The organism is Kribbella sp. NPDC051718, from assembly GCF_040681515.1.
GTDB lineage: Bacteria > Actinomycetota > Actinomycetes > Propionibacteriales > Kribbellaceae > Kribbella.
Genome location: NZ_JBFAYZ010000009.1, coordinates 1 through 14,408, shown reverse-complemented (window position 1 = coordinate 14,408; position 14,408 = coordinate 1). Strand labels below are relative to the sequence as shown.

Sequence of the window (14,408 nt, the reverse complement as noted above, 5' to 3'; positions counted from 1 at the left end):
CGGGCCGGCCGTCACCCCATCCGCACCTCAGACACCCATCCCCGCCACGCCTCGATATCCGGCTCATCCATGCTGACCCCCGCCGCGAAGTAATGCGTCCCCACATCAGGCAGATAAGCCGCCACCAAGTACGTCACGTCCTCAACCAGCAACATCGCCATCCCCAACCCAGCCCCGGCCAGCCGCTCAAACACCGCCCGCGCCTCATCCCCACCGCCATCCAACACATCAACCTGAACCCCATACGGATCAATCGCCTGAGCCTCCCCCACCTCAGCATCAACCAACACATGCCAATTCCGATGCACAGAAACCCCCAACACCCCCACCCCACTCAACCCCGGCCCCCTCAGCCCGACCTCCCCGTCGCCCCCCGACCCTTCCAGACTCGCGCCCAGACCGAGCGCCCCCTTCAACTGCTCGGCCACCTCCCCCAAACCCAACCCTGTATCAAGAAAAACGCCGTACTCCTCAGCCATCAGCCACGTACCCATGCCTTCCACATGTCGCGGTCCGGTGCGTCGACGGTCACCGGCTCCTGGAAATAATGCGTACCGGTTCCCGGCAGATGAGCCGCGTCCAGGACTGTCACTTCGTGCACCAGCAGCATCGGTACCTCCGGCCGCGCCTCGACCAGCTTCTCGAAAACCAGTCGGGCCTCCCGACGCAGAACCTCGTCCGGCTTGAAGCGGATCCCGATCTCGATCGGATAGGCGTCGATCGCTTGAACCTCGTCGGGCCCGGCATCCGGCGATACGTAGATATTCCGGCCGACCGACACCCTGAGCCACCCGTCAACTGTCGCCGCCCGCCCACGCAGTCCGACCTCATCCTCGTCCCGCGCTCCAGACAGCCGCTCCAGCCCCAACACAGCCACCAACCACTCAGCCACCTGCCCCGGCGCCTCATCCACCCGCAAAAAGATGCTCTCATCGGTGGCCATCAGTTCTCCTTCGCATACGTGATCATTCGTCCATCACCGAGAATCAGGTGCACAACCTTGGCAACCGTCGTCCCCCGCTGCCTGTCGGCGGCGCGGTACGCCTCCCGAGCGACAGCCTCGCTGAGCTCGACGTTCCGGCCGTCGATAACTACCTCACCGTTGACCAGACGCACCTGCCGGCCGGCTTTGAGAATGTTGCGCTTGACCGTCTCGACTCTGCTGGTCTCCAAGGTCTTGAACTCGATCACGGAACCTCGATCAGAGCGGTTCTTGCGTGCCATCGCATCCGGATCCGGATCATCCGACCTGTTGTCGACAAGCCTCGCATCGATTCTCCAGCCTTCTCCGGCAAGACGCTCCGCGATTGTCAGCTCTTTCGGCAGGAAACTGCCGTGCGGGTCATGGATTCCCGGGGCGAAGTCGTCCCCCAGGGCGCGCGAGTGGAACGCCGGGTCGAAGTCTGGGAGGTCGTCCAATGCTGCGTCGATCTCTGGTACTTCGATCTGATCTGGGGAGCCGCTGGCCACAGTCGGCCCGGGCTCCGGTAGTTCTACGTCGATGATGATCGGGGCCGGGGTGGGTGGGGGTTCGTCGGGGTAGGTGAAGGTGGCTGTGACCTTGTCGGGGGCTATCAGGACGGTGGCGGCGGTCCAGGATTGTTTGCCGTGTTCTTCCATGGACTTCAGGAGTTCGCGGGCGGCGGCGTCCAGTTCTGCCTTGATCTCGTAGTCGCGGTCTTCGGGGGGTTCGATCTCCTCGAAGACCTCCAGCTCACCGGTCTCAGCGACGAGGATCTCGAACTCGAGTTCCTCCGGCTGTTCGTACTCCTCGGCGTCCTTCTCCTGTTGCTTGCGGAGTTTTTCGAAGGCCTTGCGGGCGACCGTGATCAACGGGGGTTCGAAGTCTTCGGAATCTTCCAGAGGCTTGAAGGGCAGGGAGAAGCGGGTAACCCGCCCGAGGAGGTCTCGCGATGCGATATCCGAGGAGGAGCCGCCGGTTGCGCGATTGCGGTCGGCCGATTGAGCGTCGGGGCGATCGCTGGAGCGGGGCGCGCCGACGAGGCGCTCGGCCCAGGACTTCGTCTTGGGCGGCGCCATCGACAAGTAGTGCGCGGCCTGCTCGCAAGCCCGTGCTGCCGCGTCCAACTGCTGCGCGGCCACAGTCGCCTGCCCCTGCGACGCAGCGATCGCCAGTGCCGCGTTCTCGCGACACCGCTCGGCCGTGCGCTGCAGGTGCGCCACCACAGCAGGTACTTCGTTCAGACACTCGACCAGTCCGCGCGCCACCCGCTGCAGGTCGGAAGGCATCAGACGTTAGATCTGGTCGGCGTAGCTCTTACAGCCGGCCGAGGCGATCTCCAATGCCTCCGCTGCCTGTTCGACCGCCTTGCCCGCGGCGTCGAGGATCTCGGAGATGTCGCGGTCCACCCCGGTCGCCGTACCGGCGATCAGACTCTCCACCTGGGCGCTGTGCTGGATGAAGCGGAGCTTGAACCCGGCCAAGCCGCCAGCTGCTTGCTTGGCCTCGGCGGAGACCTGGTGCAACTGTTCCTTGAGCCGCTGTACGTCGGACACTTACTGCCTCTTCCTAGGGGTTGCGCTTCTTCGGCAGCACGATCGCCGTGCCGGCCACAGCGGCCGGTACCAGCACCGCCAGCCACCACGGCAGTCCTGCTGCCATCAGGACTAGTACCAGGGCTGCCCCGCCCCAGCCCCACCAGCGGGCGGCGGGCAGTCGCGGCAGACCCAGTACCCGCGATGCGGCCAGCAGGGTGACCGCCGCGATCGCAGCGGCCTCCAGGCCGACCAGGAGGGATCCCCTCGCTACCCAGACCAGTACGAAGCCGACCAGTACCTCGACGGCGCTGATCGTACGGCGCTTGCGCCGCTCCTGATCCGCCCGGGCCGCCTTGCGTACCTCTTCGAGCTTGTCGACGGTCTCCGCGAGCTGTTTGGTGAGCTTCGCGGCGGCCGCTTCCATGTCAGTCATACCGCGCATCTCCGGCAACGGGATGGAGGCGCGCTTGCCCTCCGGCGGCAGCCCGGCCCGCTGGAGGCTCTCAGCCGCTGTCTCCGCGAGCGCGTTGAGCCGGATCTCCAGCTTGCGCCCCCGCTCGGCCATGGCGTCCGCCTCGGCCATAGCGGTCGCCTCTGCCTTCGACCGGTTCGCAGTGAGCCGGTCCTGCGCCTGCTGCGCGTCCGCCCGGGCCCCTGCGACCTGCCGGAGCGCCCGTGCGTACTCCGTCCACTGCTGCTGCTCAGTCTTCATCGCCGCACCAGCTCCAAGTACCGGTCGACCTCATCGGCCCGCAGCGGCGCGAACGGTACGACGACCTGCGCCTCCGGGTGCAACCCATCCCACAGCAACGCCCGATGCGGCTCCGACGCCCACCGCACCAACGGCCCGGCCACAGCCCGTACGCCGTCCTGCGGATGCCTCAGGAACACATGCGTCGCCACATTGGCCCGCCCGTACCCAAGTTGCTCAGTACACACATGCAGACGGTTCCACCACCCGAACGTGACCAGCCCCTGCGCCGGCCCATCCCGCACGATGTCCTGCAACGCATTGGCAGGACTCTCGAAGAACCCTTCCGCATGCGTCTGCATCTTCGGTACGCCGTGAAACCCGAACCCCAGCAGATACGTAGTACCGCCCACATGCCCGTCCCGCACCGTGTCCCGCAACGAGAACAGCCGCGGCACCACGTCCGCATGCTTGTCGACCGTCTCGACCTCGCAGCCGAGCTGCCGCAACGTCTGCACCAGCGCATCCTTGCCCTCAGCAACAACTGGCGCCGAGTCCGTGCCGTCCAGGAAGATGAACCGAGGCGGTACGACGGCCGCCGCAGCAGCCGACACCGCCAGCCCGGTCAGTACCCCCAGTGCATCCGTAGGCCCATCACCAAGCACCAGCACGCCGGCGCCAGGCTCCGGCCGCACCTCCACCGACACCGGCTCCTCGGTCACCGCGATCGGCAACCCGGTCCACGGCCGCCCGAGCTCAGGCTGGATCGCGGCGGCGGTGTCGGTCAGTCGCGCCGGCTCGGCCAGGTGGAAGATGCGCGGCGGGTGCGTAGTACCGGATCTGACCCACAGCTCACGCCGCAGGTCGTCCAGCACGGCCTTGTCCGCAAAGCTGACGAGCACATGCTGGTTGTCGTCGGGCGACCCGAAGTTCGCGTTCAGCACCGCCTCGCCACGGAACTGCAGCTCCGCCGCGGCGGTGTTGCCCGTCCGCAGAATCGCCTGCGCGTCAGCCGGCGTCGTCTTCAACGCGATCCGATAAGGCACCTGCCCGAAGATCGAGTCGCGCCGTGTCGACAGGCGCTTCACGCCCTCGATCGTCTGCGTCGCGAGCACCACATGCACCCCGTACGCCCGCCCCAGCCGTACCAACCGCTCGAGCAATCGCGCGGCCTCATCAGCCAGCTCGTCATCGTCCTCCAGCAGCACCTGGAACTCGTCCAGCACTGCGAGGATCCGCGGCGGCCGCTCAGGCCCCGGGGGCAGCTCGGCGATATCGGCCACGTTGCCGTGCGACTTGAAGATCTCGCTCCGCCGAGCCAACTCATCGGACAGATGCCGCAGCACCGCGAGGCCGAACGCCCTGTCGCTGTGCACCCCGAGCACCCGCACGTGCGGTAGCCAATGCTCCCGCTCGCCGGCCGGCCCGAGCGCCGAGAACTCCACGCCGTGCTTGAAGTCGAGCAGGTACATCTCCAGATCCGCCGGGTCGTAGCGCGCGGCAAGACCGTGGATCAGCACCAGCAGCAGGTTGGACTTGCCTTGCCCGACAGCACCGCCCACCAGCACATGCGGCAGGGCGGGGTTTCCGCTGCGCAACCGCACCAGCGCCGGCGTGCGATCGTCGTACCCGATGACCGTGCTCAGCTCGTCGCTGACCGGTTGCCACCAGGTCGACCTGTCCGGAAGTGTGCGATTGAAGTCGATCGTCGGCAGTACCGCGATCTCCGCCAGCTCGGCCACGACGTCACAGATGCCAGCGGCAACATTGGCGTCGAAGGCCGGATCCAGCTTCGCCGGTACGTTCGGCAGCTGCGAGATCTCGACCTTCTCGTTGGCGATGGCAACGGGATTGAGCAGGTCGAGCAACTGGCGGGCGTCGATCTCGTGCTCGCCGGTGCTCGACGGGTCGTGGTGGACCAGGAAGCAGATGCCGCGATCGGCGCCGGTCGCCGCCAGCCGCACGAGGTCGCGCTGGGCCAACTGGTCGATCCCGGCCGGGTAGTCGAACAGCACGATCAGCCGGTACGGATCAGTGACGCGGCCGGTCTCGCGGACCAGGTCCTCGAAGTGCTTGTGCCCCAACTGTGCTTGCCTGCTGGCACGCAACGACGAGACGTCGACCAGCCCGGACAGTACGGTGTGCAACTGATCGGCGGTATGCGTTGCCCTCGGCACCAGTTGCGGGTACTTCGTGGTCAAGTGCCCGAGCAGCCCCATCATGCCAGTCAGCCGCGGGTCGAACGCATCGATCCGCAACCGGAAGGGCTCGGCCGACGCGACCAGCCGCAACGCGACACTCTGCAGCAATCGGCGGGCCGACGCGTTGCGATCGGCGGTCACCCGCCAGCCATTGGTGCGCAGCAGGGGCGCGACTACCGGAGTACCGGCTTCGAGCTCTCCGACCCGCACGTACGACGGGGTGCCGGCGCCGATGTACTGGCGGTTTCGCCAGCGGGCGTCGTTGGGGGGAATGGATGCCAGTCCAGGTGCCAGCCGGTCGGCCAGGATGCGCGCAGCGGGCTCCGCAGCGGCCAATGCCTCAGAGGTCGCGGACTCGACCAGACCGCGTGACTCACGCCGCGCGGCAGCAGTCTCGGCCTGTAGCTGACGATGCAGCAGTACTGCGCGTTGATGCTCGCCACGAGTGAGCTGACGTGCGTTGTCGAGCAACTGCCCGAGCGCGAACTGGAGGCCGCGGATCCGTGCTTCCAGAATCTCCGGCACTGCCGCACTTTCCGAGGGTGGCGCGGGCGTGCCTCCGTCGTCAGGCTGCTCCGTCACGAGCACCGTCCTTCCACCGTCGCCCCGCGACCAACCGAATGCCTTCGCCAACCATGTCACACCAGCAGTCCCGTGCGTCACTCCAGGCACCAGAAGTCTCACCAACCGATCGGTTATCCGGGGGCGACGATCTCGAGCTCGTAGCCGTCCTGGTTATGCAGGAATGCGGCGTAATGCTGCGGACCGCCGGCGTAGGGGTGCCGGTCGGCGAACATCAGCGTCCAGCCGTGGCCGGTCGCCTCGGTGACGATCGCGTCGACCTCGGCCCGGCTGGCCGCGTTCAGGGCCAGGTGGTTCATCCCGGGACGGAGCCGGTCGTGGGTGTCGGCGGACAGTGCCGGGCTCTGCTCTACGACTATGTACGAGCTGTCGACGCCGGACTTCCAGCTGAACCCGCCGGGCCAGCCGTCACCGTCCTTCCAGCCCAGCTGGTGGAGCACCCAGCCCCAGTCGTTCAATGCCCGGGACAGGTCCGGAACCCAGATCTCGATGTGGTGCACAGCGGCGGCCATCGGAGCATTATCTGTGCTCGTCGCGATATTCATCGTCGAACCGGCTCGAAACCGCTACCGAGATCAGTCCGGACAGCACCAGCCAGACCAGCGCGGCGACCAGCCACGGCCACCATTCCCGGCCCGCGGCGGCATCGGCGACAGCCTTGCCGAACAGCCCGCCGGACGGCGCGAAGACCAGCACCAGCAAGATGCGGGCGACGCTGCTCTCCTTGGTCATTCCTTCATTGTCCGAGCCGATCGCGATCCCCGCTCAGCTGCGGGCGTTTCGTACTTTTCCACAAGCTTGGCCGAGGGTTCAGCAAAGTGTCGGCCGGGTGGTCTAGCGTCTGTTGCGACAGTGAGGAAGGGGCTTTGATGAGCGCGACCCGGATCGAGACCACGGCGTACGGCGCTGCCGCGCTGGCCAAGCTCGGCGAGGTCGTCAGCACGCTCAAGGCCGACGACCCGATGAAGCCGGTCACGCTGCTGCTCCCGAACAACCTGGCCGGCGTGACAGCACGCCGTTTCCTTGCCCGCACGACGATCGGCGCTCTGTACCTGGCGACGTTGCCACGTCTTGCCGAGCAACTCTCCGCCGGCGCCCTCGCACCCCGTCGCCCAGCCACCCGCCCGATCGTCGCCGCGACCTGGCGAACCGCGTTGTCCAAGGCACCTGGCGTGTTCGAGGCCGTCGCCGACCACCCCTCAACCATCCAAGCGCTTGCTGCAGCTCACCGCGAGCTGCGTGACCTCAGCGTTGGCGCGCTCGACAAAGTGTCGTCCGCTTCGACACTCGGGCCAGACCTGGTCAGACTCCACCGCCATGTGACGGATGAGCTGCTACCCGACTGGTACGACGAGACCGAGCTGCTGCACGCCGCCTCGGCCCGCTGCGAGCCCGGCGTGGTGGCCGAGCTCGGCGCATTGGTTCTGTACCTCCCCCAGGAGCTCACGCAAGCCGAGGCCGGCTTCGTCTCCGCGCTGGGTGACGCTGCCGCCGACCTCACGGTGATCGTCGGGCTGACCGACGTCCGCCGGGCCGACCGGGCGGTGCGGCGATCCCTTGAGCGAATCGGCATCGACCTGCCGACGTCGATCTCCAAGAACTACCCGGTCGCCACCGAGGTGCTCAACGCGTCCGACGCCGATGACGAGGTCCGCTGCGTCGTGCGAGATGTCGTCGCGTCCCTGAAACAAACGCCCGCTCATCGCATCGCCATTCTGTACTCCGCCTCGACGCCGTACGCACGACTGCTGCACGAGCACCTGGCGGCCGCGAAGATCGAGGTCAACGGGCCCGGCACGCGGCCAGTTCACGAGAGGGCGATTGCCCGGACGTTGCTCGAAGTACTGGCTCTGGTGGATCACGATCTGCCGCGTGCCGATCTGTTCCGCGCGCTGGCGAATGCGCCGACGCGTGACTTCACCGGCGAGCGGATTCCGGTGCCGCAATGGGAGCGGCTGTCGCGGGTCGCCGGGGTCGTCCGCGGCGACGACTGGGATGAGCGGCTCAGGCGTTACGTGGAGGCCGAGCGCCGGACGGCTGAGCAGGAGCAGGCGTCGGATGACCCGATCGCGGGGGTGATCCGGCGCGCGCAGTACAACGCGGGCAACGGGCAGAAGCTGCATGAGTTCACCGTCGAGTTGCGCCGGCGGCTCTTCGCGGCCGCGGAGTTGGGGATTTGGTCGGAGCTAGCCAACTCCGTGCTCGGGCTGTTCCAAGCTCTGCTCGGCGATGCGTCGGCACTGCCCGTCGAGGAGCAGTATGCGGCTGTTGCTGTCGAGGGCTCGCTGCGCGGCCTCTCAACCCTCGACGAGCTCGGCACCCCGGCCAGCTTGTCGGTACTACGAGACGTCCTCGATCTCGAATTGCAGCAGTCCCTGCCACGCGTTGGGACGTTCGGCACCGGCGTACTGGTCGCGCCGCTGTCGGCAAGCATCGGGCTGTCGGTGGATGCCGTGTTCGTGGTCGGCCTGTCGGAGGATCTGTATCCCGGCAAGGTGCACGAGGATGCGCTGCTCCCCCACCGCGTCCGTGAGGCGGCGGCGCCCGAGCTGGCGTCCTTCCGCGATCGACTCGACGAGAAGCAACGACATCTGCTCGTCGCGTTCTCGTCCGGTGCGTCTCGAGTCGTAGCGTCGTTCCCCCGTGGCGATCTTCGCCGATCGAGCCGACGGCTGCCGACGCGATGGTTGCTCGGCACCTTGCGATCGATCACCGGCGACCACGCACTGGCCGCGACGGAGTGGGACCAGGCGACGTACGGCGATCGGCTGCTGACCTCGGCGTCGTACGCGGGATCGTTGACCACGACAACCTTGCCGGCGACCGAGCAGGACTGGCGGGTGCGCGCGTTGACAGCGGGGCTGACACTGACCGATGACGTGGTCGATCGAGCTCGCGTGTTGCTGCGTGCTCGCGGCGGCGACGAGTTCACGCGCTTTGATGGGAACCTGTCCGGCGTACCGGGACTGCCCGACTACGCGCTCGAGGATCGGATCGCGTCACCGACCTCACTGGAGTCGTATGCGACCTGTCCGCACGCGTACTTCGTCGAGCGGTTGCTACAGGTGGAGCCGTTGGAGGCACCCGAGGACCTGCTGGTCATTTCGCCTTTGCAGGTGGGAAACCTGATCCACAACAGCCTCGATGCCTTCGTCAACCGGTTGAGCGGTTCGCTCCCGGGCTTCGGCGAGCCGTGGACGGCTGAGCAGCGTTCGTTGTTGGTGGCGATCGGCGCGGACCTGGCCGACCGCTTCGAGGCCGAGGGGCTGACCGGGCATCCGCGGTTGTGGCAACGCGAGCGCTTGCGGATCCTGGGCGATCTCCTGGTGCTGCTCACCGATGACGAGAGGTGGCGTGCTGAGCACGACGCTTCGGTGGTGGCGAGCGAGCTGCGGTTCGGCTACGACGGCGAGCCGCCGGTGGAGATCCCGGTGCCGTCCGGGCGGGTGTTGCTGCGCGGGTCCGCCGACAAGGTTGACCTCGGCAAGGACGGGACGATCTACGTCACCGACGTCAAGACAGGTGGCTTCTCCCGCTACGAGTCGATCGAGTCGGACCCGGTCGCCGCGGGCACGAAGCTGCAACTTCCGGTCTACGCGTATGCGGCTCGCGCCCGACTCGGTGAACCGACTACACCGGTCGAGGCGTCCTACTGGTTCGTGCGCCGAGGCGGCCGCCGGATCCCGGTCCCTCTGACGCCGGAGGTCGCCGCACGGTACGTCGACACCCTCGATGTGATCGTGTCGTCGATCGCCGCCGGCTACTTCCCCGCCAAGGCACCAGAGATCCCCGACTTCCTCTGGGTGCAATGCCCCTACTGCAATCCTGACGGCATCGGCCACAGCGAGGTACGGGCCCGCTGGGACCGCAAACGCCACGACCCAACCCTCGACCGCCTGGTCCGCCTGATCGATCCAACTGCTCTGGCACCGGTCGAGGAGGTGTTGGCCGATGTCTGAACTCCTGGATGGCGAAGCCCGCGAGCGGATCCGTACCGACACATCCTCCACCCTCTTCGTCGAGGCCGGCGCGGGTTCCGGCAAGACCCATGCGCTGGTCGAGCGCGTCATCACACTGGTGCTGCGCGACGGCGTACCGCTGAGCACGATCGCGGCCGTCACCTTCACCGAGAAGGCCGGCGCCGAGCTCCGCGACCGGTTGCGCGTGGAGTTCGAGAAGGCGCGAAAGGGCCCGGCCCGAGCCGCCGCTGACGAGGCACTCGACGATCTGGACTCGGCATCGATCGGGACTCTCCACTCATTCGCCCAGCAGATCCTGCTCGCGCATCCCATCGAAGCCGGCCTACCCCCGCTGATCGACGTACTGGACGAGGTCGGCTCCTCGGTAGCCTTCGAAGAGCGCTGGTCCGAACTGCAACAGCAACTGCTGGACGACGACTCGATCGCCGAACCGCTCCTGCTCGCGATGGCAGTCGGGGTTGAGCTCAAACACCTACGGTCGCTGGCCCGGCTGTTCGGCAACGACTGGGACCTGATCAGCGACCGCGTCCTGATCGATCCGCCCGAACTCGTCGCGATGCCAGACCTGAGCGGCCTGATCGCCGCAGCCGGCAAGATCGGCTCGACCATGGCGGACTGCCTCGACACCGACGACCGGATGCTGGCAAAGGTCCGCCAGATCCACAACCTCGGCCTAACCCTCGAAGCCGCAACCGACCAAGAGACCCAACTCGCGCACCTGCAAGCCCTGCGCAGCCTCAAGGTCGGCCGGATCGGCCGCAAGGAGAACTGGCCCGACATCGCCAAACTCCGCGCCGACTGCACCGAGGTCGTCGACGTGGCCGGCTCCCTGGTCGAACTCCTCCTGGATGCTTGCCTAAGGCACCTTTCCCACTGGCTGGCGATCCGCGTCCTCGAGTCCGCCGAACTCCGCCGAGCAGAAGGCCGCCTGGAGTTCCACGACCTTCTGGTACTCGCCCGCGACCTCCTCCGCCGCGAGCCCGCCGTGCGTTCAGCACTCCAAGAGCGCTACCGCCACCTACTGCTCGACGAGTTCCAGGACACCGACCCCATCCAGATCGAGCTGGCCGTCCGCATCGCCGGCGGCGCGGACGCGGACGCCCCCGACTGGCGCGACATCGAGATCCCCGACGGCAGCCTGTTCGTAGTAGGCGACCCCAAACAGTCGATCTACCGCTTCCGCCGGGCCAACATCGCCACCTACCTGACGGCCCAGGACCTGCTAGGCGACACCGTCACCCTCACCACCAACTTCCGCACAGTCCCCGCCGTCCTGGACTGGATCAACACCGTCTTCACCACCCTCATCACCCCCGAACCAGCAGCCCAGCCCAGCTACCACCCCCTAGCCCCCCACCGCCCCTCCGCCGCCACCCTCCCTTCCCTCGCCCCCGTCGCCGACACCCCAGCACCTTCAGACACCTCCCCTGACCACACAACCCCAGTAACCGGCGACCAACTCTCCTTCCTCGACTTCCCCGACGAGCCAGCCGAGGCCCACGAGCCCGGCGACTCCGGCGAGCTCAGCGACTCCGGCGGCTTCTCCGACGCCTCCAGCGACTCCGATGCCGCAGGCGAGGCGACGGCGGACGAGCCAGCCGAGACAACGCATCTCGCCAGCGTCACCCCACTCCGCCGCCACCTCTCCGCGGTGCCCACTCCGTCTGACGCGACCGACGAGCCCCTCACCCCACTCGCCAGTGACCTCACCACCGCCAAATCCAGCGCCGGCCCAGCAGTAACGATCCTCGGCGCCGAACCACACGACGACCTCCCGCGCGCCCAAGCCTCCGTCCTCCGCGAGCGCGAAGCAGCCGACGTCGCCGCCGTCATCGACCAGGCCCTCAGCAACAACTGGCAGGTCTACGACGAGAAGACCGAGACCTGGCGCCCAGCCGGCGCCGGCGACATCGCAGTACTCGTCCCAGCCCGCACGTCGCTCCCCTTCCTCGAGGAAGCCCTGGACCGCGCCGACATCCCGTACCGCGCCGAGGCCAGCTCCCTCGTCTACCAAACCGCCGAGGTCCGCGACCTACTCGCCTGCGCCCGCGCCCTAGGCGACCCCAGCGACCAGCTGGCCCTCGTGACCGCCCTCCGCTCACCCCTCTTCGGCTGCGGCGACGACGATCTCTTCACCTGGAAGCGATCCGGCGGCTCCTTCAACCTCACCGCCCCCGTCCCCGACGCCCTCCTCACTCACCCAGTCGGCGAAGCGATGGAGTGGCTCCGCCGCACCTACTACGCCTCCCGCTGGCTGACCCCGAGCGAGGTCCTCGCCAAGATCGTCTCCGACCGCCGCATGCTCGAAGTCGCCGCGACCGGCCCGCGCGCCCGCGACGCCTGGCGCCGGGTCCGCTTCGTCGTCGACCAGGCCCGCGCCTGGTCCGAGGTCGAGCACGGCGGCCTGCGTTCGTACCTCGCCTGGGCCGCGCACCAAGGCGAAGAAGCATCACGAGTCGCCGAAGCCGTCCTCCCCGAGACCGACGCCGACGCAGTACGGGTGATGACGATCCACGCCGCGAAGGGCCTGGAGTTCCCGATCGTCATCCTCTCCGGCATGACAGCAGCCCCGAACCGTCAACGCGGCGTCCAGGTCATCTGGCCCACCGACGGCGGGTACGCCGTCAAGCTCAAGTCCTCCGTCCAGACCGAAGACTTCGACCTGGTCCAACCGGTCGACGAGCAGATGGACGACTTCGAGCGCCGCCGCCTCCTGTACGTCGCCACCACCCGCGCCCGCGATCACCTCGTCATCTCACTCCACCGCTCGGGCACCCGCCGCCACTCCAGCAACGCCGAACTCTTCGCCTCGGCCGACGCAGCCACCGCCGCGAACCCAACCCTCTTCACCGGCCCCCAAATCACGACGTCAAGCGGCTCCGCCGACCACACCGAGCAGGTGCGCCCGCCAGTCAACCGCCAGGAGTGGGAAGCGCGAATCACCGACGCCCGCCAAGCGAGCCGCAAACGCTCTGCCCAAAGCGCCTCCGGCCTCGAAGGCACCGGCCCGGACGTCGCTCTCCAGGGCGCAGACCCCGGCGCCGCCAAGGCCGCCCGCGACGTCGAACTCCCACCCTGGTCCAAGGGCCGCTACGGCACGGCCATCGGCCGCGCAGTACACGGCGTACTCCAAGTAGTCGACCTAGCCACCGGCGCCGGCCTCGACGCCGCGGTCGCCGCCCAGTGCCTGGCCGAAGGCGTAGTCGAGTACGCCGACGTCGTCACGGCCCTGGTCCGCTCGGCCCTCGCATCAGAGGTAGTCCAACGAGCAGCCGCCCGCGAACACTGGCGCGAGTCCTACGTAGGCACCCTCCAGCCAGACGGCACCGTCCTGGAGGGTTTCGTCGACCTCATCTACCGCGAGGACGACGGCACCCTGATCATCGTCGACTACAAAACCGACGCCATCCCCACCGAAGCCTTGGACGCCCGCATCGCCCACTACGCCCCCCAACTCCACACCTACACAGACCTACTCCCCAACACCGGCCGCCCGGTCCTCCTGTTCCTGGCCCCCACCACAGCCCACGCCCACCAGCTCTAAATCCGTTTGCCCGCGGCCCTCGCCGGCCGCCATCATCGGCCTATGACCACGACGAAAGCCCTTCTGCTCTCGACCTACACCGACCTCTCGGTGCGGGCCCAGCAGCAGACCGGCCGAGCGCGGAGGCCAATCACCTCGCGGCCGTGACCGCCGCCCTGGTCGCAGGGCTCCTGGCCGGATATGGCATCGCCATCCCAGTCGGTGCCATAGCGACGTACCTCGTAGCCCTCACCGCGCGAACCTCCCTGAAGCTAGGCGCATTCGCCGCCCTAGGCGTAGCAACTGCCGACGGCCTCTACGCCCTAATCGCCACCCTCGGCGGCTCAGCCCTGGCCCCACTCATAGAACCAATCACGGTCCCCCTGAAATGGGCATCCGTCCTGGTCCTGCTAGCCCTGGCGACCCGCGGCGCAACCACAGCCATCACCCAACACCGCCGCCTGCACTCAACCGAGGCCCCAACCACCACCACTCCCCCAAGCCCCCGCCGCGCCTACTTCGCCCTACTAGGCATGACCATGCTCAACCCCACCACCATCATCTACTTCACCGCCTTGGTCCTAGGCAGCCAAGACGCCACAACCCCAACCCACCTTGAAGAATCAGCCTTCGTCCTAGCCGCCTTCGCAGCCTCCGCCACCTGGCAACTAGCCCTAGCCACCAGCGGCGCCCTACTAGGCCGACTCCTAACCACCCCCACCGCCCGCCTACTAACCGCCCTACTCTCTAGCGCCCTAATCACCACCCTGGCCCTACACCTACTACTGACCACCCTCTAACCCAAACCGCCCCAACCGAAGCCGAGCGGGACATGGTTGAGGTTGACCCGTTTTGACGGACAGGGTTGATGTGGGGCTGGTTCAGGCTACTTGTTCGGTGTTGGTGGTGGTGTTTGATTCGTATGCGGCGGG

General features: G+C 67.5%; 11 protein-coding genes. 3 read left to right on the top strand and 8 right to left on the bottom strand.

The genetic code is table 11. The features are described 5' to 3' along the window. Positions 1 to 11 precede the first annotated feature (11 nt). The 8 genes from AB0M15_RS29765 to AB0M15_RS29730 form a co-directional block, all read right to left on the bottom strand. A complete protein-coding gene (locus tag AB0M15_RS29765; RefSeq protein WP_363824959.1) occupies positions 12 to 479 on the bottom strand; it encodes a hypothetical protein in 468 nt (155 codons plus the stop codon). Further along, complete coding sequence (locus tag AB0M15_RS29760; RefSeq protein ID WP_363824956.1) at positions 479 to 943, bottom strand: hypothetical protein; 465 nt, start codon at positions 941 to 943, stop codon at positions 479 to 481. The genes AB0M15_RS29765 and AB0M15_RS29760 overlap by 1 nt, the downstream gene beginning before the upstream one ends. Then, on the bottom strand, positions 943 to 2,250 hold the full coding sequence (locus AB0M15_RS29755) for a hypothetical protein (RefSeq protein WP_363824953.1): 1,308 nt from the start codon (positions 2,248 to 2,250) through the stop codon (positions 943 to 945). The genes AB0M15_RS29760 and AB0M15_RS29755 overlap by 1 nt, the downstream gene beginning before the upstream one ends. 6 nt (positions 2,251 to 2,256) lie before the next feature. After that, positions 2,257 to 2,517: a hypothetical protein gene (locus AB0M15_RS29750; RefSeq protein WP_164592782.1), complete on the bottom strand. Its 261-nt coding sequence runs from the start codon at positions 2,515 to 2,517 to the stop codon at positions 2,257 to 2,259. A 13-nt stretch (positions 2,518 to 2,530) separates the two neighbouring features. Beyond that, entirely contained in the window at positions 2,531 to 3,211 is a 681-nt protein-coding gene (locus AB0M15_RS29745; protein ID WP_363824949.1) for a hypothetical protein, read from the bottom strand. Next, positions 3,208 to 5,916: an FtsK/SpoIIIE domain-containing protein gene (locus AB0M15_RS29740; RefSeq protein ID WP_363824946.1), complete on the bottom strand. Its 2,709-nt coding sequence runs from the start codon at positions 5,914 to 5,916 to the stop codon at positions 3,208 to 3,210. The genes AB0M15_RS29745 and AB0M15_RS29740 overlap by 4 nt, the downstream gene beginning before the upstream one ends. A 170-nt stretch (positions 5,917 to 6,086) precedes the next feature. Continuing rightward, entirely contained in the window at positions 6,087 to 6,485 is a 399-nt protein-coding gene (locus AB0M15_RS29735) for a VOC family protein (protein ID WP_363824936.1), read from the bottom strand. Positions 6,486 to 6,492: 7 nt separating this feature from the next. Next, positions 6,493 to 6,705 (bottom strand): hypothetical protein, encoded by a 213-nt coding sequence (locus tag AB0M15_RS29730; RefSeq protein WP_363824932.1) that lies wholly within the window; start codon positions 6,703 to 6,705, stop codon positions 6,493 to 6,495. A gap of 137 nt (positions 6,706 to 6,842) precedes the next feature. Between AB0M15_RS29730 and AB0M15_RS29725 the strand changes: the two genes are divergently transcribed. The 3 genes from AB0M15_RS29725 (at position 6,843) to AB0M15_RS29715 (ending at position 14,276) form a co-directional block, all read left to right on the top strand. Next, entirely contained in the window at positions 6,843 to 9,932 is a 3,090-nt protein-coding gene (locus AB0M15_RS29725) for a PD-(D/E)XK nuclease family protein (RefSeq protein WP_363824924.1), read from the top strand. Continuing rightward, complete coding sequence (locus AB0M15_RS29720; RefSeq protein ID WP_363824920.1) at positions 9,925 to 13,497, top strand: UvrD-helicase domain-containing protein; 3,573 nt, start codon at positions 9,925 to 9,927, stop codon at positions 13,495 to 13,497. The genes AB0M15_RS29725 and AB0M15_RS29720 overlap by 8 nt, the downstream gene beginning before the upstream one ends. 143 nt (positions 13,498 to 13,640) lie before the next feature. After that, the gene (locus AB0M15_RS29715) at positions 13,641 to 14,276 is read left to right on the top strand and encodes a LysE family transporter (RefSeq protein WP_363824912.1); all 636 of its coding nucleotides are present in this window, start codon (positions 13,641 to 13,643) and stop codon (positions 14,274 to 14,276) included. Positions 14,277 to 14,408 lie beyond the last annotated feature (132 nt).

What these genes read in the sequence shown, in the direction of transcription:
- AB0M15_RS29765 (WP_363824959.1), bottom strand. Translation starts at nt 479, where the DNA reads ATGGCTGAGGAGTACGGCGTTTTTCTTGATACAGGGTTGGGTTTGGGG.
- AB0M15_RS29760 (WP_363824956.1), bottom strand. Translation starts at nt 943, where the DNA reads ATGGCCACCGATGAGAGCATCTTTTTGCGGGTGGATGAGGCGCCGGGG.
- AB0M15_RS29755 (WP_363824953.1), bottom strand. Translation starts at nt 2,250, where the DNA reads ATGCCTTCCGACCTGCAGCGGGTGGCGCGCGGACTGGTCGAGTGTCTG.
- AB0M15_RS29745 (WP_363824949.1), bottom strand. Translation starts at nt 3,211, where the DNA reads ATGAAGACTGAGCAGCAGCAGTGGACGGAGTACGCACGGGCGCTCCGG.
- AB0M15_RS29735 (WP_363824936.1), bottom strand. Translation starts at nt 6,485, where the DNA reads ATGGCCGCCGCTGTGCACCACATCGAGATCTGGGTTCCGGACCTGTCC.
- AB0M15_RS29730 (WP_363824932.1), bottom strand. Translation starts at nt 6,705, where the DNA reads ATGACCAAGGAGAGCAGCGTCGCCCGCATCTTGCTGGTGCTGGTCTTC.
- AB0M15_RS29725 (WP_363824924.1), top strand. Translation starts at nt 6,843, where the DNA reads ATGAGCGCGACCCGGATCGAGACCACGGCGTACGGCGCTGCCGCGCTG.
- AB0M15_RS29720 (WP_363824920.1), top strand. Translation starts at nt 9,925, where the DNA reads ATGTCTGAACTCCTGGATGGCGAAGCCCGCGAGCGGATCCGTACCGAC.